Here is a 19,900-nt window from a genome sequence, read left to right on the forward strand (position 1 = left end):
TGTCGCACAACAAGAATAAGGAACCGTCATGTTCGATATCAGCACGTTCCCCAAAGCCGATGCCGTCCGCCGGGCAGCCCAGTTGAGTCAGGACGACTACCATCGCCTGTACCGCGAATCCATTGAACACCCCAGCACCTTCTGGGCCGAACAGGCCACCCGCTTCCTCGACTGGAGCACGCCGTGGCAGACCGTCCAGCGCTATGACCTGAAGACCGGCGAGGCTTCCTGGTTCGCCGGGGCGAAGTTGAACGTCAGTTACAACTGCATCGACCGCCATTTAGCAAAGCGCGGCGACCAGACCGCCATTGTCTGGGAAGGCGACGATCCTGCCGAATCCACACAAATCACCTACAACAAACTGCATCACCACGTCTGCCGCCTGGCCAACGTGCTGAAAAGCCGTGGCGTGAAGAAAGGCGACCGGGTGTGCATCTACATGCCGATGATCCCCGAGGCGGCTTACGCCATGCTCGCCTGCGCACGGATCGGCGCGATCCACTCGGTGGTGTTTGGCGGTTTTTCGCCGGACTCGTTACGCGACCGCATTCTCGATGCCGATTGCCGCACGGTGATCACCGCCGACGAAGGCGTGCGCGGTGGCAAGTTCGTGCCGTTGAAACAGAACGTCGACAAGGCCCTGCAGAGTTGCCCGGATGTCAGCACCGTCGTGGTGGTCGAACATACCCAGAACAAGGGCGACTGGGTCGAAGGCCGCGACCTCTGGTATCACCAGGCCGTGCGCGACGTCAGCGACGATTGCCCGCCGGAACCGATGGACGCCGAAGACCCGCTGTTCATCCTCTACACCTCCGGCAGCACCGGCAAACCCAAAGGCGTGCTGCACACCACCGGCGGTTACCTGCTGCAAGCGGCGATGACCTTCAAGTACGTGCTCGATTACCGCGACGGCGAAGTGTTCTGGTGCACCGCCGACGTCGGCTGGGTCACCGGCCACAGCTACATCGTCTACGGCCCTCTGGCCAACGGCGCGACCACGCTGATCTTCGAAGGCGTACCGAGCTACCCGAGCACTTCGCGGTTCTGGCAGGTGATCGACAAGCACAAGGTCAACATCTTCTACACCGCGCCGACCGCCCTGCGCGCATTGATGCGTGAAGGCGCCGGCCCCTTGCAGGAAACTTCGCGACAGAGTCTCAGATTGCTCGGCAGCGTCGGTGAGCCGATCAACCCGGAAGCGTGGGAATGGTATTTCAATGTGGTCGGCGAACAGCGCTGTCCGATTGTCGATACCTGGTGGCAGACCGAGACCGGCGGCATCATGCTCAGCCCGCTGGTCAGTGCCCAACGGATCAAACCGGGCTGCGCCACCCAGCCGATGTTCGGCGTGCAACCGGTGCTGCTCGACGAACACGGCAAGGAAATCAAGGGCGCCGCCAGCGGCGTGCTGGCGATCAAGTCGAGTTGGCCGGCGCAGATCCGCAGCGTCTATGGCGATCCGCAGCGCATGGTCGACACCTACTTCAAACCCTACCCCGGCTACTACTTCACCGGTGACGGTGCCCGCCGCGACGAGGATGGCGACTACTGGATCACCGGTCGCATCGATGATGTGATCAATGTCTCCGGCCACCGCATCGGCACCGCCGAGGTCGAGAGCGCGCTGGTGCTGCATGACAGCATCGCCGAAGCCGCCGTGGTCGGTTACCCCCACGACGTCAAAGGCCAGGGCATCTACGCCTTCGTCACGCCCATGAACGGCGCCGAACCCAACGACGAACTGAAGAAGGAATTGCTGGCCCACGTCAGCAAGGAGATCGGCAGCTTCGCCAAACCGGACCTGATTCAGTGGGCCCCGGCCCTGCCGAAAACCCGCTCGGGCAAGATCATGCGGCGGATCCTGCGCAAGATCGCCTGCAACGAGCTCGACAGCCTTGGTGATACTTCGACCCTGGCCGACCCGAGCGTGGTGCAGGGGCTGATCGACAAGCGCCTTAACCAGTAGAATCACAGGCGCGGTCAATCGGCCGCGCCGCCCTTCACCACTGAGTTGCCATGGAATTCATCCGCAGTCGTATCGAAAACCAGCTCATGAGCCTGACCGGTCTGTCCCTCGGCCAGCTCGATCTGGAAAACCCCAAGGGCGATCCCGGCCTGTTCGGCCCGGACTCGGTCAGTTGGCAAGTGCACGGGGACTTCAGCAGCATGTTGATCGGCGGCATCAGTGCCTTGCTACTGCAAGCCCTGCACCCACTGGCGCTGGCCGGCGTCTGGGATCACTCGAATTTCCGCCAGGACATGCTCGGTCGCCTGCGCCGAACCAGCCAGTTTGTCTCCGGCACTACGTTCGGCTCCAAACGGGACGCCGAATGGCTGATCGAGAAAGTCCGCACCATTCACCTGCAAGTGGTCGGCACCGCGCCGGATGGGCGGCCCTATGCGGCCAGCGATCCGGACCTGCTGACCTGGGTGCACGTGGCCGAAGTCAGCAATTTTCTCGCAGCTCATTTGCGTTACCGCAACCCGCAGTTGCCACCGAAGGATCAGGACCGTTACTACGCGGAAATCGCCGTGGTCGCTGAACGCCTGGGTGCTCGCGATGTGCCGAAGTCGCGCCAGGCCGTGGCCGATTACCTGCAACGCATGCGCCCGCAACTGGTGTGCGACGATCGTAGCCGCGAAGTCTTGCGCCTGCTGCTCGATGCCCCGGCGCCCAGCGTACTGGCGCGGCCGTTTGGCGACCTGATGATGAAGGCCGGCATCGACCTGCTGCCGGATTGGGCCAGCGACATGCTCGATGCCCGTCAGAATCCCTTGCAGCGTCAGCTGATCCGCGCCAGCGTCAAACGCAGCGCACCGATGCTGCGCTGGGCGATGCGCAATGGTTCGGTGCAACGGGCCCAACGGCGGATGGGGCTGAGATGAAGCTCAGTAGCTGCTAAACTCCCGCGCCCCGATTCCCTCCAGCAAGGCGCAAGCATGTCTTCCCTGAATCAGGCGCTGCGCGCCGCCCTCGATCAACGCCAGGATCTGCTCACCGAGCTGCACCGCCAGGGCACCGACTGCTATCGCCTGTTCCACGGCAGCCAGGAAGGCGCCGGCGGCCTGACCGTCGACCGCTACGGCCCGCAACTGATGGTGCAGAGTTTCCACCAGACACTGGAACTCGCCGACCTGCTGCAACTGCACGCCACGGTGAACGAAACGCTGGGCTTGCAAACTCTGCTGGTCTACAACGACCGCTCCCGTGGCAACTCGCGCATCGACCGCGAAGACAGCGTGTACCGCGCCGACGACGCAGCGCTGGTCGATCTGGTCGGCCACGAGTGGGGCCTGAATTATCGCGTGCGCGGACGCCACGCCGGCCAGGATCCGCTGCTGTTCCTCGACCTGCGCAACACCCGCGGCTGGGTCAAGGATCACGCCAAGGGCAAAAGCGTGCTCAACCTGTTCGCCTACACCTGCGGCGTCGGCCTCAGCGCGGCCGCCGGCGGTGCCCGCGAGGTGTGCAACCTGGATTTCGCCGAAGGCAACCTGGCAGTCGGCCGCGAGAACGGTTTGCTCAATCCGCAGCTGCCGACCATGGAATTCATCCAGTCTGACTACTTCCCGGCGATCCGCCAGTTGGCCGGTCTGCCGATCAGCCAGCGTCGCGGGCAGAAACTGCCGAGCTATCAGCGCCTCGAACAACGCCAATACGATCTGGTGCTGCTCGACCCACCGGCGTGGGCCAAAAGTGCGTTCGGCACCGTCGACCTGCTGCGCGATTATCAGAGCCTGCTCAAGCCAGCCCTGCTGACCACCGCCGAGAATGGCGTGCTGATCTGCTGCAACAACCTGGCAAAAGTCAGCATGGACGACTGGCGCGAACAGGTGCTGCGCTGCGCCGAGAAAGCCGGGCGCCCGGTTCGCGAATGGAGCGTGATGACGCCGGGCCGGGATTTCCCTTCACTGGACGGGCAACCGCCGCTCAAGACCCTGATTCTCCAGCTCTGAAATTTCCTCCGGCAGGAGCCGCCTTCGGCTGCTCCTACAGACATTGCAGACAAATCTGAACAATCCTGTCTCGCGCGATGTACTTCGGAACCGGAATCGCGTGCCATACTCCAAGGCACTCCGATTCAGACAGATGAAGCCGCACATGCCCAAAGGATTGATTCGCGCGATTGGCGCCCTGTTGACTGCTCTGGCCCTCTACAGCCTGCTGGGGTTTCTGATTCTGCCGGGCATCGCGCTCCGCGTGGCCAACCAGCAACTGGCCAACTACGCCACGGTGCCCGCGCACCTCCAGCGTATCGAACTCAATCCGTTCAGCCTCGAAGTCACACTTTGGGGCCTGGTCATCGGCGAGCCGGGCAAGGAACAGGTCGGTTTCGAACGCCTGTACGCCAACCTGCAACTCGACAGCCTGTGGACAAAAGCCCTGCACCTGTCCGACATCGAACTGGACAAACCGAAGACCGAAATCCTGTTCGCCAAGGACGGCAAACTCAATCTGCTCGGTCTGTTCAAACTGCCGGCCAGCGAACCGACGCCAGCAGATCCGGATGCCAAGCCGTTTCCGCTGCGTATCGACCGGATCAAACTGGCCGGTGGCAACGTGCATTTCGAGGATGCACGCCCGAGCGAGCCGATCGAATTCCTCTACGACAAACTCGATTTCGAACTGAACAACCTCAGCACCTTGCCTGAAGACAACGCCGACATGACTCTGGTCGCCATCGGCCCGGCTGGTGGGCAGATCGACTGGAAAGGCAATTTCAGCCTGATCCCGATTGCCTCCGAAGGCACGCTCAAGGTCACCGATGGCCAGATGAAAGCGTTCTGGCCCTACGTGCGCGACGCCGTACCGCTGGTGCTGGAAAACGGCGTGGTCAGCCTCAGCACCGATTACAAGCTCAATCTGTCCAAGGAAACCGAACTGCTGTTGAGCAACGTGGCGGTCAGCGTCGCGCCGTTTGCAATCAAGGCACCGGACGGACGTCCGCTGGCAAAACTCGACCGCCTGGACGTCAGCGAAACCACCGTGGACCTGGCCAAGCAGCAAGTGGTGGTCGGCAAGATCCGCAGCCAGAAACTCGAAACCTGGGCCGCCCTCGAAGCGGACGGGCAACTGGACTGGCAAAAACTGTTCGCCAGTCAGCCGTCCAAACCTGCCGCCAAAGCAGCGGCTGAGCCCAAAAGCACTCCGGCCGCCGCCGACTCGCCGAAAACGGAACCGACCGCGCCGGGCAAGCCATGGCAAGTGCTGCTCAAGGACGTGCAACTGCGTGACTACAAAGTGCACCTGGCGGACCGCTCGGCGAAACCCGAGGTCACGCTGGATGTCACGCCGCTGAACGTCGATCTGCAGAATTTCGACAGCCTCAACGGCTCTCCCTTCAACGTCAAACTCGACGCCGGCCTGGGCAAGCAAGGCAAGATCAACGCCGACGGCGTGGTCAACCTGGCGCCGGTCACCGCCCAGCTCAACGTGAAAACCCAGGACATCGACCTGCGCGTCGCCCAGTCCTACATCAACCCGTTCATTCGTCTGGAACTGCGCAGCGGCATGCTCGGCAGCGACCTGAAAGTGAACCTGAAAAGTACCGAGCCGCTGGCACTCAGCGTCACCGGTCGCGCTCAGGTCGATCAGTTGCACACCCTCGACACCCTGAAGACCCGCGACTTCCTCAAGTGGCAGCAGGTGGTGGTCGAAGGCCTGAATTATCAGCACGGTGACAGCCTGTCGATCGACAGGATCAACCTGTTCCAGCCGTATGCGCGCTTCATGATCAACGATGACCGCACCACCAACATCGATGATTTACTGATCCCGCAACCCGCCGATTCCGGAACGAAAACCGAAGCGGCCAAACCCGCCAGTAACTCGAAACCGCTGGGTATTCACATCGGCGGCATAGTGATCAATGACGGCTCGGCCAACTTTGCCGACTTCAGCCTGACGCCGAATTTCGCCACGGCGATCCAGCAGCTCAACGGCCAGATCGGCACCATCGACAGTCGTCAGGCGAAACCCGCCAGCGTCGACGTCAAGGGCAAGGTCGACCGTTATGCACCGGTGACCATCAAAGGCGCGGTCAACCCGTTCGACCCGATGGCCAGCCTCGACATCGCCACCAGTTTCAAACGGGTCGAACTGACCACCCTGACCCCCTACTCCGGCAAGTTCGCCGGTTACCGGATCCGCAAGGGCCGGCTCAATCTCGACCTGCACTACCTGATCACCAAGGGCCAGCTCAAGGCCGAAAACAAAGTGGTGGTCGAGCAACTGCAACTGGGCGAGAAGGTCGACAGCCCGGATGCCGTGAGCCTGCCGCTGAAACTGGCGATTGCCCTGCTCAAGGATGTGGACGGCAAGATTTCCATCGAGCTGCCGGTCACCGGCGACCTGAACAACCCGCAATTCAGCGTGATGCCGATTGTCTGGCAGACCCTGCGCAACCTGATCGTCAAAGCCGCCGCCGCACCGTTCAAGCTGATTGGCGGTCTGGTCAGTGGTGGCGGATCGGAAGATCTGGGCACCGTGTCCTTCGCACCGGGTTCCAGCGAACTGAACAAGGATGCCGAAGCGGCGCTGGTCAAATTGTCCCAGGCACTGAAGGAGCGTCCGGCCCTGCGTCTGGAAATCGAAGGCACCGCCGCACAAAGCAGCGACGGCCCGTTGCTTGCGGAGCAGCGTCTGGAACGCGAATACCAGTACAACTACTACAAGATGCTCCAGCGTCGTGGCGACAAGGTGCCGGCCCAGGCCTCGCTGATCCAGGTGCCGGACAACGAAAAAGGTCCGCTGCTCGAAGGCATCTACCGTACCCGTCTGAAAACCCAGCCACCGGCCGAATGGAAAGATCTGGGCAAGGAAGAACGCACCGCGAAAATGCGCGCCGACGTGATCAAGTTCTGGAGCACCAGCGATGTGCTGCTGCGCCAGCTCGGTCAGGACCGTGCCAGCAGCATCAAGGATTACCTGGTGGACAAGGGCCAACTGGCCGACGACCGCGTGTACTTCATCGACGCCAATCTTGGTGAAGCGGAAAGCGACGGCCGCGTGGTGACACAAATGCATCTGGACGCCGAATGATGAACAGTCAGTGGCTGGCCGCAATGGCGCTGGCGCTCGTCGCCAGCCAGGCTTCGGCATCCGATACCCTGCGCTGTGGCAGCCAGTTGGTCAGCCTCGGTGACCGCGCCAGCGAGGTGCTGCAGAAATGCGGTGAACCGGTCAGCCGCGACGTGCTGGGCTACAAGCGCAGCGCCAATCGCCGTGAAGAGTTTCAGGTCGAGGAATGGACCTACGGCCCGAGCAACGGCATGTATCAATACCTGCGCTTCGAAGGCAATCGCCTGCGGCAGATCAACAGCAAACGCGGCGACTGACTTCTCTGCACTTTTCCAGTTCCTGATAGAACAGGCCCCGACACGAGTGCCGGGGCCTGTAATGGCCACATTCCGTGTGGCCGGTCGCATGAACTCTAAAGGGCGGCAGACGTATTGCTCGGCCCGCCTGTCGCGTCTTCTCCCGGTCCAGGCGAGAAGTCTTGCCTTACTCGGCTTTCAGGCCGTCAGCGGAGACCGCTTTGACGCCTTTGATTTTCTTGGTGATGTCTACGGCCATTTTTTTCTGTGCTTCTGTCACTGCAACAGTGGAGGACAGAGACACAACGCCTTTGTTGGTTTCTACTTTGATGTCAGTGCCTGGAATGCCTTTTTCGGTCACCAGGTCGCTTTTGACTTTGGTGGTGATCCAGGTGTCGGAAGTGGCTTCTTTCGCCTTGGTCATTTCACCGGCAGCCAGAGTCATTGGAGCCTGGGTCGCCTGGGTGGATTGTGCGAATGCGCCGGTGGCCATGGTCAGGGTCAGCGCGGTAGCAGCAGCGGCAGTGATAGCGAACTTCTTCATACGAGTAACTCCTGTTTTTCTGGAAAGTCTGCTGCGTGTCTTGTCAGCAGGGTTACCGGAGATATTGCGAACGCTATGCCAACTTTTGAAAATACAATAACCACTTATAAATCAATAAGTTAACAAATCTGAAGATTTTCGGAATCATGCAAATTGCATGACCCCTGAATTATCTACATGCAACTTGCGGTTTTTTGGAAAGTTCCTAACACGCTGAAAAGATTGAAGCTTTTTGTGAAGCACCGCGCAAAAGAAAATGCCCCGCAAAGCGGGGCATTTGATGAGCAGGGATCAAGCAATCAAGTACCGCTGCCTGGGCAACCTTTAGGGGCGTAGTCAGGGTTGACTGTCGAAGCGCAGCTCCAGACACCGGCCACGTTACCGGTGGCGCCGCCGGTACGGGTCAGCGTAATGGTTTTGCCCAGCACAGGCGCCGGGGCATTCGCGATGGTGCAAACGATAGTGCCTGCCCCGGTGTTCGCCGTACCCGACACACTGACCGTGCCGCAGTTGGTCGTTGTGTAGGCTGCCGCACCGGTCACCAGCGTACTTGTCGGGTCAGTACCCTGATTGATGGTGTCCTCGAACGGCACTTTCAGCGCGCTGATTTCCGCCAGCCCCGCCGTCACTTTCGACCGTGCCTGGTACTTGGTGTATTGCGGCAGAGCGATGGTGGCCAGGATGCCGATGATCGCCACGACGATCAGCAGCTCGATCAGAGTGAAACCTTGTTGTTTTTTCATAGACACGCTCCATGCATGAGTCGGAATCTCATGATCTGAACAGGACTCAGCACAGCCCGTGCCAAGGCACCCGCACCCGCGCAGGCTGGGCGCGATCACGCTTTCGCGGTGTTTCCTACAACCTGCAACCGCACTATCTGACACTTTTTGTCACCTGCACCGAGGCGGTTTGGCGCTGTCACTTGACTAGGCTATAAGTCATGAACTGTCTGCATCCGGGATTCCCATGAATGACATCGCTCTGAGCGGTCTGGCCAAGCAATTGGTCCAGGCCGAACTGCTCACGGAAAAAAGCGCCCAACAAGCCTGGCAGCAAGCCCAGCGCAATCGCCTGTCGCTGGTCAGCTATCTGGTACAGAACAAACTGGTGAAGAGTTCGCAGGTTGCCGAAATCGCCTCGGAGCACTTCGGCATGGCGTTCCTCGACCTCAACTGCCTGGACAAGGAAACCCAGCCCAAGGGCCTGGTCAGCGAAAAACTGGTCCGCCAGCACCATGCCCTGCCCCTGTGGCGACGCGGCAACAAACTGTTCGTAGGGATCTCCGACCCAAGCAATCACCAGGCGATCAACGACATTCAGTTCAGTACCGGGCTGACCACCGAAGCCATCCTGGTGGAGGACGACAAGCTCACCGACGCCATCGAGAAATTCTTCGACACCCACGCCTCCGGCCTGGAAGACATGGCCGATGTCGACCTCGACGGGCTGGACGTCGAATCCGTCGATGACAGCAAACAGGACGCCATCGGTGGAATGGACGCCGACGACGCGCCGGTGGTGCGCTTCGTCCACAAGATGCTGCTGGACGCAATCAAGAGCGGCTCTTCCGACCTGCACTTCGAGCCCTACGAAAAAAACTACCGGGTGCGGGTGCGCACCGACGGCATCCTGCGCGAAGTGGCCAAACCGCCGATTCAACTGGCCGGACGCATCGCCGCCCGGCTGAAGGTCATGGCCAGCCTCGACATCTCGGAACGCCGAAAACCCCAGGACGGACGCCTGAAGATGCGCTTGTCGAAAACCAAGTCGATCGACTTCCGGGTCAACACCCTGCCGACCCTGTGGGGCGAAAAGGTGGTGATCCGGATCCTCGATCCGTCCAGCGCACAGATCGGCATCGACGCCCTCGGCTACGAGCCGGAGCAGAAAGAGCTGTACCTGGCCGCCCTGAAGCAGCCGCAAGGCATGATCCTGGTCACCGGCCCCACCGGTTCCGGCAAGACCGTGTCGCTGTACACCGGGCTCAACATCCTCAATACCGTCGACATCAACATCTCCACCGCCGAAGACCCGGTGGAGATCAACATGGAAGGCATCAACCAGGTCAACGTCAATCCGAAGCAGGGGCTGGATTTCGCCCAGGCCCTGCGCTCGTTCCTGCGTCAGGACCCGGACGTGATCATGGTCGGCGAGATCCGCGACCTCGAAACAGCGGAGATTGCGATCAAGGCGGCACAGACCGGTCACCTTGTACTGTCCACGCTGCACACCAACAGCGCCGCAGAAACGCTGACCCGCTTGCACAACATGGGCATTCCCGGTTTCAACATCGCCACGTCGGTCAGCCTGATCATCGCCCAGCGTCTGGCGCGCAAACTCTGCAGCCACTGCAAGAAGCCCATCGAGATTCCCCGCGAAACCCTGCTCAAGGAAGGCTTCCCCGAGGAACGCATCGGCGGTTTCACGATCTATGAGCCCGTCGGTTGCGATCACTGCAACGGCGGCTACAAGGGCCGCACCGGCATCTATGAAGTGGTCAGGAACACGCCCGAACTGCAGCGGCTGATCATGGCCGAGGGCAACTCACTGGAAATCGACAGCCAGATGCGCCTGGACGGCTTCAACGACCTGCGCACCTCGGGACTGATCAAGGCCATGCAAGGCATCACCAGCCTTGAAGAAATCAACCGGGTCACCAAGGACTGAACATGGCCGTCAAGGCAGCGAAAATCAGCGTCTACGCCTGGGAAGGCACGGACAAGAAAGGCAGCCGGATCAGCGGCGAACTGAGCGGGCAAAACCCCGCGCTGATCAAGGCCCAGTTGCGCAAGCAGGGCATCAACCCCGGCAAGGTGCGCAAGAAATCCGCGTCGTTGCTGAATTTCGGCAAACGCATCAAGCCGCTGGATATCGCCCTGTTCACCCGGCAGATGGCAACCATGATGAAGGCCGGCGTGCCGTTATTGCAGTCGTTCGACATCATCGGCGAAGGCTTCGAGAACCCTGCGATGCGCAAGCTGGTGGACGAGGTGAAACAGGAAGTCGCCGCCGGTAACAGCTTCGCCGCGGCCCTGCGCAAGAAGCCGCAATACTTCGACGAGTTGTACTGCAACCTGGTCGATGCCGGCGAGCAGTCCGGTGCCCTCGACACCCTGCTCGAGCGCGTGGCGACCTACAAAGAGAAGAGCGAAAGCCTCAAGGCCAAGATCAAGAAGGCCATGACCTACCCCACCGCCGTGATTCTGGTGGCGGCGGTCGTCACCGGCATTCTGCTGGTGAAAGTGGTGCCGCAGTTCCAGTCGGTGTTTTCCGGCTTCGGTGCCGAACTGCCGGCGTTTACCTTGATGGTGATCGGCCTGTCGGAGTTCATGCAGCAATGGTGGTGGGCGATTCTGGGTGTGCTGATTGTGGCGTTTTTCGGCACCCGCCATGCCTTGAAGAAATCCCAGGCCCTGCGTGACCGCCGAGATGCCTGGCTACTGAAACTGCCACTGGTGGGCACCATGATGTACAAGTCCGCCGTGGCCCGTTTTGCCCGGACCCTGTCGACCACGTTTGCCGCCGGCGTGCCGCTGGTCGAAGCGCTGGACTCGGTCGCCGGAGCCACCGGCAACGTGGTGTTCAAGCGCGCGGTGCTGCGCATTCGTCAGGACGTGGCCACCGGCATGCAGTTGAATTTCGCGATGCGCACCAGCGGAATCTTTCCGAACATGGCCGTGCAGATGACCGCCATCGGCGAAGAATCCGGCGCCCTGGACGACATGCTCGACAAGGTGGCCGGGTTCTACGAGGAAGAAGTGGATAACATGGTCGACAACCTCACCAGCCTGATGGAGCCTTTCGTCATGGTGGTACTCGGGGTGATCGTCGGCGGGCTGGTCGTGGCCATGTACCTGCCGATCTTCCAACTCGGCTCAGCGATCTGACATGCCCATCGACGAACTCTTCGCCCTCTATCCGCTGGCCTTTGTCTTCACTGCCCTAGTGCTCGGGCTGGTGGTCGGCAGCTTCCTCAATGTGGTGATCTGGCGTCTGCCGAAGATGCTCGAGCGCGAATGGCGCCAGCAGGCCCACGACGTGCTCGGGCTGCCCGTCGAAACGCCGTTGCCGGTCTACAACCTGATGTTGCCGCACTCGCAATGCCCGCATTGCGCTCACCGCATTCGTGCGTGGGAAAACATCCCGCTGCTCAGCTACCTGTTTTTGCGCGGGCGCTGCTCGTCATGCGCGGCGCCGATCAGCAAGCGTTATCCTCTGACCGAACTGGCCTGCGGCCTGCTCTCGGCGTTCATCGCCTGGCATCTGGGCTTCGGCTGGCCGGCATGCCTGCTGATCGTGCTGACCTGGGGCTTGCTGGCGATGAGCCTGATCGACACCGAGCATCAGCTGCTGCCCGACGTGCTGGTACTGCCGCTGCTGTGGCTGGGCTTGATCGTCAACAGCTTCGACCTGTTCGTCTCATTGCATGACGCGCTGTGGGGCACGGTGGCCGGTTACATGGCGCTGTGGTCGGTGTTCTGGCTGTTCAAGCTGCTCACCGGCAAGGACGGCATCGGTCACGGCGACTTCAAGCTGCTGGCACTGCTGGGGGCCTGGGGAGGCTGGCAGATTCTGCCGCTGACCATTCTCCTGTCGTCGCTGGTGGGTGCCGTACTGGGAGTGATTCTGCTCAAGCTGCGCGACCGGAAAACCTCGACGCCAATCCCCTTCGGGCCCTATCTGGCAATTGCCGGCTGGATTGCCTTGCTCTGGGGTGGTCAAATAACCGACTTCTATTGGCAGTTTGTCGGTTTGAAATGAATACCCCTGTGGAAAAACCCTGGATTCTCGGCCTGACCGGCGGCATCGGCAGCGGCAAAAGCGCTGCCGCCCAGCACTTCATCGATCTTGGTATCCACGTCGTGGACGCCGATCATGCGGCGCGCTGGGTAGTCGAGCCTGGGCGCCCGGCGCTGGCGAAGATTGCCGAGCACTTCGGCCCTGAGGTCCTGCAGGCCGATGGCACGCTGGATCGCGCGGCGTTGCGCAAGTTGATTTTCGAAGTGCCGGAGCAACGCCGCTGGCTCGAAGCGCTGCTGCATCCGCTGATCGCCGAGGAAATCGCCCATCACCTGGCGCTGGCAAAATCACCTTACGCGATTCTGGTTTCACCGCTGTTGATCGAGTCCGGACAGTACGCGATGACCCAGCGAATCCTGGTGATCGATGCCCCGCAGCAACTGCAGATCGAACGCACCCTGCAGCGTGACCAGACCAGCGAACAGCAGGTCCAGGCGATCCTCAAGGCCCAATCCAGCCGCGAAGACCGCGTGAGCCGTGCCGATGATGTGGTGGTCAACGACCGCGACCTCGCCTGGCTCCACAGCGAAGTCGAGCGCCTGCATCACTTTTACCTGACTTTATCCGGAGGCCAGTCATGAGCCAGACCCCAACCGTTAATTGCCCGACCTGCGGCGCCCCGGTGGAATTCACCCCCGCAAACAAATTCCGGCCGTTCTGCTCGGACCGCTGCAAACTGATCGACCTCGGTGCCTGGGCGTCGGAAGAACACAAGATTCCGGTGGCCCCGGATGCCGAGGACGAACTGTTTTCCGGCGACTTCGACCCGCGCCACTGATCCCGCTCAGGGCCGCATGAAGCCGTAGTCCTGATCGTCGTCGAGGTTTTCCGCCAGAAAGCGCAACTCGTCGGCCAGGTCTTCGGCGTTGCGCACCGCCTTGCTCTGCTGCACCACCGCACTGAGCAAGGCGCGCAAGCTCAGGCCCGGATCGAATCCCACCTCCTGCGCCATCTCCAGACTCTGCCGGGTTTCCTGCCTCGCCCACTCGTAAACGCTCATGCCGCTGCTCCTGAAGGGATTTGGCCGAGCATGAAATGCCGCGCGCGGTGTGGATTTGATGTGGATCAAGACTTGGGATCGTCGTCCTTCCAGGGCGCCGAAAGGTAGCGGGTGCGGTTGAAGGTCTCCAGCCATTCCGGGCAGAACACCACCAGCGCGCTGATTACCATGCCGTTGATGAACGCCTCCGGAAAAATCAGCAGCCACAGATAACCGATGAAATCTTCCAGCCATTCGGGCATGGCGAACAGGCCGTCGTACCACAGCAAGGTCAGGCTCAGAATCAGACATGACAGCGCCGACAAGGCCGCCGCGAAGAAGCCGGAGCAGAAGATATACACAAACGGATTACGCGGTTGCGCCCGTTCGACCAGAATCGCCACCCCTTCGGTGATCAGCACCGGCAGCAGGATCAGCAACGCGCCGTTGACCCCGACCGCCACCAGATCCTGGCGTCCCAGCAGAACCAGCCCGATCTGCGCCACCAGACCGCCGACAATCGCCAGTGGCCAGTCGAGCAGCAAGGTCACGGCGGTCATGCCGATGAAGTGATACGACACGCCCGTGTCGAAATCCCTGCGCACCATCCACAACAGAAACAGCGCGAACACGGTGCCGAACAGCAAGTGCTGACGACGGCTGTCGCTGAACAGTTCGACCCACGGCGCACGACAGATCGCCCAGAGCAGCACCGGCAGGTAAACCAGCCAGCCGATGGCCAGACTCGTCGATGACAGCAGTTCTGCACCGATCATGATCACATCACCTTCATTCGCACCGCAGACTCCCTTGATTGGCGCTCCTGTGTCGAAGTCTACACCGCCACCCGGGTGAATCTGCCGATGCAAAGCTTTCTGCTTGTCGCAATTGAACGCTAAGCTTGGGCCTATGGATGACTCAGATTATTTACGCCTGCTGACCATCGCGGCCGAGCAGGCCAACGCGTTCCTGTCCAATGCCCGCAAATGGGAGCGTGAGCGTTGGGTCTGCCAGCGCCTGCTGCAAGGCTTGAATATCCCCTATCGCGCCGACGAATTCGCCCCGGCCGGCGAGCCGCCGGACGTGTTGTTTCGCGATGCCAACTTCGAGGTATTTTTCGTCCTCGACGAAGGCCGCCGGCTCAACGATGAATGGCGCGACGAGCTGCAACGTCGGCGCAGTGCGTTTTCCCTGAGCCAACTGGTGCGTCGCGAAGCCAAGCCACGACGGATTCCGGCCAACGAATTTCTGCTGAGGCTGGCGCCGACCCTGCGCAAGAAAGCGCACAACTACAAGGAACGCGGCATGGACCTGGGCGAGCTCGACATCATCGCCTTCGCCAGCCTCAAGCGCGAAGTGCTCGACCTCAACAGCCACTTTCCACCGCCCACCGAATATCTGCGTCAGGGCTGGCGCTCGCTGTCACTGGTCGGGCCGACGTTCGCCCGGGTGTTGTTCGCTCACCCCGATGCACCGGATTTCCTGCGCAGCAATCTGGGTCGCAGCATTCTGTTCGATGTCGGGATCAGCCTGTAAGCCCTAAGCAGGATGGCGCAAACACTGGCCGGATGTTACAAAAGCGCAATCATTCGCCCGGATGACATGCGCCGTTCAACGCTCGCAGACAAACCGCTGTAACGTCTGCGCATTCAGCAACGTCTATCCCTGACGAGGCCTCATATGACCAGCCGCCTGAACCCCGAAGACCAGAAGCATGTCGAAGAGTACCTGCAGTTGTCCCAGCACCGTGTCGAGCGCCGGCCATTCCGGCCGTGGATGCTCCTGGTGGTGGTGCTGGCAGCGACCATCGGTCTGGGCCTGTTGAGCCGATTTATCAGTTACCTGACGCTATGAGCTGCATCGCGCTCGCTTGGGTTACGACGACAACGATTTCCTTTAAAAACCTTGCGAGCTATCACCATGTCCCATCGTATTGTCATTGTCGGCGGCGGCGCCGGCGGTCTGGAGTTGGCTACCCGTCTGGGTAAGACTCTGGGCAAGCGCGGCACCGCCAGCATCATGCTGGTCGACGCGAACCTGACGCACATCTGGAAACCGCTATTGCACGAAGTGGCCGCCGGATCGCTGAACTCCTCCGAAGACGAACTCAACTATGTCGCCCAGGCCAAATGGAACCACTTCGAGTTCCAGCTGGGGCGCATGAGCGGGCTCGATCGTGAGCAGAAGAAGATCCAGCTCGCCGCCACCTACGACGAAAACGGCGTGGAGCTGGTGCCGGCGCGGGAAGTGCCCTACGACTCGCTGGTGATCGCGGTCGGCAGCACCACCAACGATTTCGGCACCCAGGGCGCGGCGCAGCACTGCCTGTTCCTCGACACCCGCAAACAGGCCGAGCGTTTCCACCAGCAACTGCTCAATCACTACCTGCGTGCTCACGCCGGGCAAACCGATGTGGTTCAGCAGATCAGCGTGGCCATCGTCGGCGCCGGCGCCACTGGCGTTGAACTGGCGGCCGAGCTGCACAACGCCGCCCATGAACTGGCGGCCTATGGTCTGGACCGGATCAAACCGGAAAACATGCACATCACCCTGATCGAAGCCGGGCCACGGGTGCTGCCGGCGCTGCCGGAACGCATCAGCGGGCCGGTGCACAAGACCCTGGAAAAGCTCGGGGTCAACGTGATGACCAACGCCTCGGTCAGCCAGGTCACCGCCGACAGCCTGATCACTGCCGATGGCAACGAGATCAAGGCCAGCCTGAAAGTCTGGGCCGCCGGGATCCGCGCACCGGGTTTCCTCAAGGACATCGATGGCCTGGAAACCAACCGCATCAACCAGCTGCAAGTGCTGCCGACGCTGCAGACCACCCGCGACGAAAACATTTTCGCCTTCGGCGATTGCGCCGCCTGCCCGCAACCGGGTTCGGATCGTAACGTGCCGCCACGGGCCCAGGCTGCGCACCAGCAGGCGTCGTTGCTGGCCAAGTCGCTGAAACTGCGGATCGAAGGCAAGACCCTGCCGGAGTACAAGTACACCGACTACGGCTCGCTGATTTCGCTGTCGCGTTTTTCGGCTGTGGGTAACTTGATGGGCAACCTGACCGGAACCGTGATGCTCGAAGGCTGGCTGGCGCGGATGTTCTACGTGTCGCTGTACCGCATGCACCAGATGGCGCTGTACGGACCATTCCGCACCGCCATGCTGATGCTGGGCAGCAAGATCGGACGCGGCACCGAGCCACGCCTGAAGCTGCACTGATGTAAAAACCGCGGGGGCGGGCCGGCTCGTCCCCGCGGTTTTTGTCTTCTACTGTATCTGCCCCCCGCTTTCCCACCTTCGCTTACAAACCTCCCGCTCCTCGACACAGACGCGATACACCGCCACCGCTTAATGGCCACACCCGAGCGCACCTGCTCCGGATTGATCGCCCTTAACGTGTGGTTGCGCAGTGCAACCGAAGGAGAATGAAATGACCCGCACTTCGAAAATTGGCAAAACCTCCCTTGGCCTGGTCGGCGCCGTACTGGCCGGCGGCCTGATGCTGTCCGGCTCGGTGTTCGCCGCACAACCGCTGGCCCAGGGCTACATGGTCGCCTCGGCCGAGACCTCGGTGAAAACTCCGGAAGGCAAATGCGGTGAAGGCAAATGCGGCGATGCGTCGATGGCCAAAACCGACACCGATGGTGATGGCAAAGTCTCCCGCGCCGAATTCCTGAAGGTCGCGCCGCACTCCGACTTCGACAAGATCGACACCAACCACGATGGCTTCATCGACGAGCAAGAGGCTTACGACAACGTCAAAGCCAACTACGAAGCCAACGGCAAGAAAATGCCCAAAGGCCTGTTCGAACACCTGAAAGAGCGTGACGGTGCCTGATATCAGTCCGTCCCGGCAAAAACAAAGCCGCGCATTCTCTGAGGAGATGCGCGGCTTTTTTTGCGGCCTGAGAAATTACAGCTGGAAGCGCCGCACCATGCCCTGCAATGCATTGGCGAGTTTCGACAGCTCATGGCTGGACGCGCTGGTCTGGTCGGCGCCGGCCGCCGAACGTACCGACAGGTCGCGAATGTTCACCAGATTACGATCCACTTCCCGCGCCACTTGCGCCTGCTCTTCGGCGGCACTGGCGATCACCAGATTGCGTTCATGGATCTCATGCACCGACGCGGTGATGGTTTGCAGCGCCTCACCCGCCCGCTCGGCCAGCACCAGCGTGGTGGACGCACGCGAGGCACTGGCTTGCATCGACTCCAGCGCCAGGCTCGAACCGTTGCGCATGCCTTGCACCATCTGCTCGATTTCCTGAGTCGATTGTTGCGTGCGATAGGCCAGCGCCCGGACTTCGTCGGCGACCACGGCAAACCCGCGTCCGCTCTCCCCCGCCCGCGCCGCTTCGATGGCGGCGTTGAGCGCCAGCAGGTTGGTCTGTTCGGCAATCGCGCGGATAACGTCCAGCACCTTGCCGATGTCTTGCGACTGGTTGGCCAGGGATTGCACCAACTCACCGGTATGCTGCACTTCACTGGCCAGGGCGTTGATGGCACTGGCGGTTTCACTGACCCGTTCTTGCCCCAAATGCGCCGATTCGCTGGACTGGCGTGTCGCGTCGGAGGTCGACACCGCATTGCGTGCGACTTCCTCGACCGCCGTGGTCATCTCGTTGACGGCGGTGGCGGCCTGTTCGATTTCGTTGTTCTGTTGTTGCAGGCCCTGGGTGCTGTCGAGCGTGACGGCATTGAGCTCATCGGCGGCAGTCGCCAGTTGCGTCGCAGAACCGTTGATGCCCTGCAGGGTTTCGCGCAGGTTCTGTTGCATGGTCGCCAGCGCCTTGAGCAATCGGCTGACTTCGTCGTTGCCCTGGGTCTCGATCGGTCGGGTCAAATCCCCTTTCGCAACACTTTCTGCTGCGCTGACGGCAGTGCTCAACGGGCGAACGATGCTGCGGGTGAGCAACATAGCCAGGGCTACGGTCGCCAATGCCGCCAGTGCGATGAACAGGCTGACGATGGTGCGCGAGGTTTCGTAGTGGGCGGCGGAGTTGCTGCTTTCTGCCGCGACCTGCTTGGCGAAGAGATCCGCCAGGTCATTGAGTTGCTTGCCCGAGCCGTCGACCACGGTTTTCATGTCGACCAGCAGCAGCTTGGTCAACTCGTCGCGTTTGCCTCGCTGGGCGAGGACGAACGATTGCGCGATGCCGGCGCGGTAAGCTGCGAAGGTTTTCTTGAACTGATCGTACAACTGCTGGCCTTCCGGAGTGGTCACCAGCCGGTCGTACGCGGCGATCTTCTCGCTCAGTTCCTTGTCGCGGGTGTCCATCTGGCTGCGGTAAGTTGCAACGTTGTTCGGGTCCGGATCCAGCGCCATGCGCAGAGAAATGGTGCGGATGCGCAGCATGATCTCGCGGATCTCGTCACCGCCACGAATGCTCGGCAGCCACTGGTTCTCCACCGCGACCTCGCTCTCGCGGATGCTCGACATCTGCCCCAGGGCAAACACGCCAAGCAGCGCCACCAGCACCGCGATCAGGGCGAAGCCCAAGGCCGCACGGGGAGCAATATTCAACTGACGAAGCAACATGACGAACGCCCTTTTTCTTGTATTGGCAGGATTCAAGGGGCGATCGATGGCAGGCCCCTTTCGTTAGCGGGCTATCGGCAAGTTGTACGATGACTTGAGCGAAGGGCAAAAAAAATCCCCGTATCTTTCGATACGAGGATTTTTAATATGGTCGGGGTAAGGGGATTCGAACTCCTGACATCCTGCTCCCAAAGCAGGCGCGCTACCGGACTGCGCTATACCCCGGTAAAAAAAAGGCGACCTTTCAAAGATCGCCTTCTTCGATCAGCGCTTTTGGCCTCTGATCTTAAGATTCGATCCCAGCGTTAACTGGTTTCAAAAATGGTGGGTCGTGTGGGATTCGAACCTACGACCAATTGGTTAAAAGCCAACTGCTCTACCAACTGAGCTAACGACCCAAAAATGGTCGGGGTAAGGGGATTCGAACTCCTGACATCCTGCTCCCAAAGCAGGCGCGCTACCGGACTGCGCTATACCCCGGCTTGAAATTGGCTCCGTGACCAGGACTCGAACCTGGGACCCAATGATTAACAGTCATTTGCTCTACCGACTGAGCTATCACGGAACTACACATTTCAATTTACTACGGTGAAACTTGCAGCTTCTCGACATCGTTTTCGCATCGCTGCGTTCGTGTGTCTGAGGCGCGCTATTCTACAACCTAGAACACCTCTGTCAACCCCCTAAATTGCTTTCAAGTTAATGATTTGCAACTTAT

At 60.8% G+C, this 19,900-nt stretch carries 19 protein-coding genes, 4 tRNA genes and 1 pseudogene; 14 read left to right on the forward strand and 10 right to left on the reverse strand.

All coding sequences use genetic code 11. The features are described 5' to 3' along the window. Nucleotides 1-28 precede the first annotated feature (28 nt). The 5 genes from acs to IF189_RS24130 all read left to right on the forward strand — a co-directional run bounded on the left by acs (nt 29) and on the right by IF189_RS24130 (nt 7,338). Complete coding sequence (acs, locus tag IF189_RS24110) at nt 29-1,966, forward strand: acetate--CoA ligase (RefSeq protein WP_134828137.1); 1,938 nt, start codon at nt 29-31, stop codon at nt 1,964-1,966. Between the two features lie 50 nt (nt 1,967-2,016). Then, on the forward strand, nt 2,017-2,886 hold the full coding sequence (locus IF189_RS24115; protein WP_134828138.1) for an oxygenase MpaB family protein: 870 nt from the start codon (nt 2,017-2,019) through the stop codon (nt 2,884-2,886). 54 nt (nt 2,887-2,940) lie between these two features. Beyond that, entirely contained in the window at nt 2,941-3,957 is a 1,017-nt protein-coding gene (locus tag IF189_RS24120; RefSeq protein WP_134828139.1) for a class I SAM-dependent rRNA methyltransferase, read from the forward strand. Between the two features lie 133 nt (nt 3,958-4,090). Continuing rightward, entirely contained in the window at nt 4,091-7,042 is a 2,952-nt protein-coding gene (locus IF189_RS24125; protein WP_192552374.1) for a DUF748 domain-containing protein, read from the forward strand. Then, nucleotides 7,042-7,338, forward strand: a complete 297-nt coding sequence (locus tag IF189_RS24130; RefSeq protein WP_085712161.1) for a DUF2845 domain-containing protein — start codon at nt 7,042-7,044, stop codon at nt 7,336-7,338. Before IF189_RS24125 ends, IF189_RS24130 begins: the two co-directional genes overlap by 1 nt. Nucleotides 7,339-7,504: 166 nt before the next feature. On the opposite strand, the gene IF189_RS24135 is transcribed toward IF189_RS24130, so the two are convergent. Together IF189_RS24135 and IF189_RS24140 are read right to left on the reverse strand one after the other, a co-directional pair. Next, the gene (locus IF189_RS24135) at nt 7,505-7,861 is read right to left on the reverse strand and encodes a BON domain-containing protein (RefSeq protein ID WP_065261581.1); all 357 of its coding nucleotides are present in this window, start codon (nt 7,859-7,861) and stop codon (nt 7,505-7,507) included. Nucleotides 7,862-8,160: 299 nt separating this feature from the next. Beyond that, entirely contained in the window at nt 8,161-8,604 is a 444-nt protein-coding gene (locus IF189_RS24140; RefSeq protein ID WP_134828141.1) for a pilin, read from the reverse strand. Nucleotides 8,605-8,830: 226 nt separating this feature from the next. Between IF189_RS24140 and pilB the strand changes: the two genes are divergently transcribed. Genes pilB through yacG form a run of 5 tightly spaced genes read left to right on the forward strand, consistent with a single transcriptional unit; the run spans nt 8,831 to nt 13,442 of the window. Continuing rightward, nucleotides 8,831-10,531 (forward strand): type IV-A pilus assembly ATPase PilB, encoded by a 1,701-nt coding sequence (gene pilB / locus IF189_RS24145; protein WP_192552375.1) that lies wholly within the window; start codon nt 8,831-8,833, stop codon nt 10,529-10,531. A gap of 2 nt (nt 10,532-10,533) precedes the next feature. Next, the gene (locus tag IF189_RS24150) at nt 10,534-11,751 is read left to right on the forward strand and encodes a type II secretion system F family protein (protein ID WP_134828143.1); all 1,218 of its coding nucleotides are present in this window, start codon (nt 10,534-10,536) and stop codon (nt 11,749-11,751) included. Nucleotide 11,752: 1 nt separating this feature from the next. Further along, entirely contained in the window at nt 11,753-12,625 is an 873-nt protein-coding gene (locus IF189_RS24155; RefSeq protein WP_134828144.1) for a prepilin peptidase, read from the forward strand. Next, complete coding sequence (gene coaE, locus IF189_RS24160; protein WP_192552376.1) at nt 12,622-13,245, forward strand: dephospho-CoA kinase; 624 nt, start codon at nt 12,622-12,624, stop codon at nt 13,243-13,245. The genes IF189_RS24155 and coaE overlap by 4 nt, the downstream gene beginning before the upstream one ends. Beyond that, entirely contained in the window at nt 13,242-13,442 is a 201-nt protein-coding gene (gene yacG, locus IF189_RS24165) for a DNA gyrase inhibitor YacG (RefSeq protein WP_085712167.1), read from the forward strand. Before coaE ends, yacG begins: the two co-directional genes overlap by 4 nt. 6 nt (nt 13,443-13,448) lie before the next feature. Here the strand turns inward: yacG and IF189_RS24170 are convergent, their stop codons facing one another. Further along, entirely contained in the window at nt 13,449-13,664 is a 216-nt protein-coding gene (locus tag IF189_RS24170) for a hypothetical protein (RefSeq protein WP_007959584.1), read from the reverse strand. 65 nt (nt 13,665-13,729) lie between these two features. Then, on the reverse strand, nt 13,730-14,419 hold the full coding sequence (locus IF189_RS24175) for an energy-coupling factor ABC transporter permease (RefSeq protein WP_134828145.1): 690 nt from the start codon (nt 14,417-14,419) through the stop codon (nt 13,730-13,732). A gap of 133 nt (nt 14,420-14,552) precedes the next feature. On the opposite strand from IF189_RS24175, the gene IF189_RS24180 reads away from it, so the two are divergent. From IF189_RS24180 to IF189_RS24195, 4 genes are all read left to right on the forward strand, one after another. Further along, on the forward strand, nt 14,553-15,179 hold the full coding sequence (locus tag IF189_RS24180; protein ID WP_065261573.1) for a DUF1780 domain-containing protein: 627 nt from the start codon (nt 14,553-14,555) through the stop codon (nt 15,177-15,179). Between the two features lie 144 nt (nt 15,180-15,323). Further along, entirely contained in the window at nt 15,324-15,497 is a 174-nt protein-coding gene (locus IF189_RS24185) for a DUF3094 domain-containing protein (protein ID WP_065261571.1), read from the forward strand. A 66-nt stretch (nt 15,498-15,563) separates the two neighbouring features. After that, the gene (locus tag IF189_RS24190; protein ID WP_085712169.1) at nt 15,564-16,862 is read left to right on the forward strand and encodes an NAD(P)/FAD-dependent oxidoreductase; all 1,299 of its coding nucleotides are present in this window, start codon (nt 15,564-15,566) and stop codon (nt 16,860-16,862) included. Between the two features lie 211 nt (nt 16,863-17,073). Next, nucleotides 17,074-17,481 (forward strand): EF-hand domain-containing protein, encoded by a 408-nt coding sequence (locus tag IF189_RS24195; RefSeq protein WP_114885602.1) that lies wholly within the window; start codon nt 17,074-17,076, stop codon nt 17,479-17,481. 75 nt (nt 17,482-17,556) lie between these two features. On the opposite strand, the gene IF189_RS29245 is transcribed toward IF189_RS24195, so the two are convergent. The 6 genes and pseudogenes from IF189_RS29245 to IF189_RS24220 all read right to left on the reverse strand — a co-directional run bounded on the left by IF189_RS29245 (nt 17,557) and on the right by IF189_RS24220 (nt 19,747). Beyond that, entirely contained in the window at nt 17,557-18,420 is an 864-nt protein-coding gene (locus IF189_RS29245) for a methyl-accepting chemotaxis protein (protein WP_413038537.1), read from the reverse strand. 39 nt (nt 18,421-18,459) lie between these two features. Then, a pseudogene (locus tag IF189_RS29250) lies at nt 18,460-19,182 on the reverse strand (MCP four helix bundle domain-containing protein); the annotation flags it as partial. Between the two features lie 148 nt (nt 19,183-19,330). Then, nucleotides 19,331-19,407 (reverse strand) — tRNA-Pro (locus tag IF189_RS24205). A 97-nt stretch (nt 19,408-19,504) separates the two neighbouring features. Further along, nucleotides 19,505-19,580: transfer RNA gene (locus IF189_RS24210), tRNA-Lys, on the reverse strand. A 5-nt stretch (nt 19,581-19,585) separates the two neighbouring features. Further along, a tRNA-Pro gene (locus IF189_RS24215) sits at nt 19,586-19,662 on the reverse strand. 9 nt (nt 19,663-19,671) lie between these two features. Then, a tRNA-Asn gene (locus IF189_RS24220) sits at nt 19,672-19,747 on the reverse strand. Between the last annotated feature and the right edge of the window lie 153 nt (nt 19,748-19,900).

Origin of the sequence: Pseudomonas sp. IzPS59, from assembly GCF_014863505.1 — a bacterium.
Taxonomy (GTDB): Bacteria; Pseudomonadota; Gammaproteobacteria; order Pseudomonadales; family Pseudomonadaceae; genus Aquipseudomonas; species Aquipseudomonas kribbensis.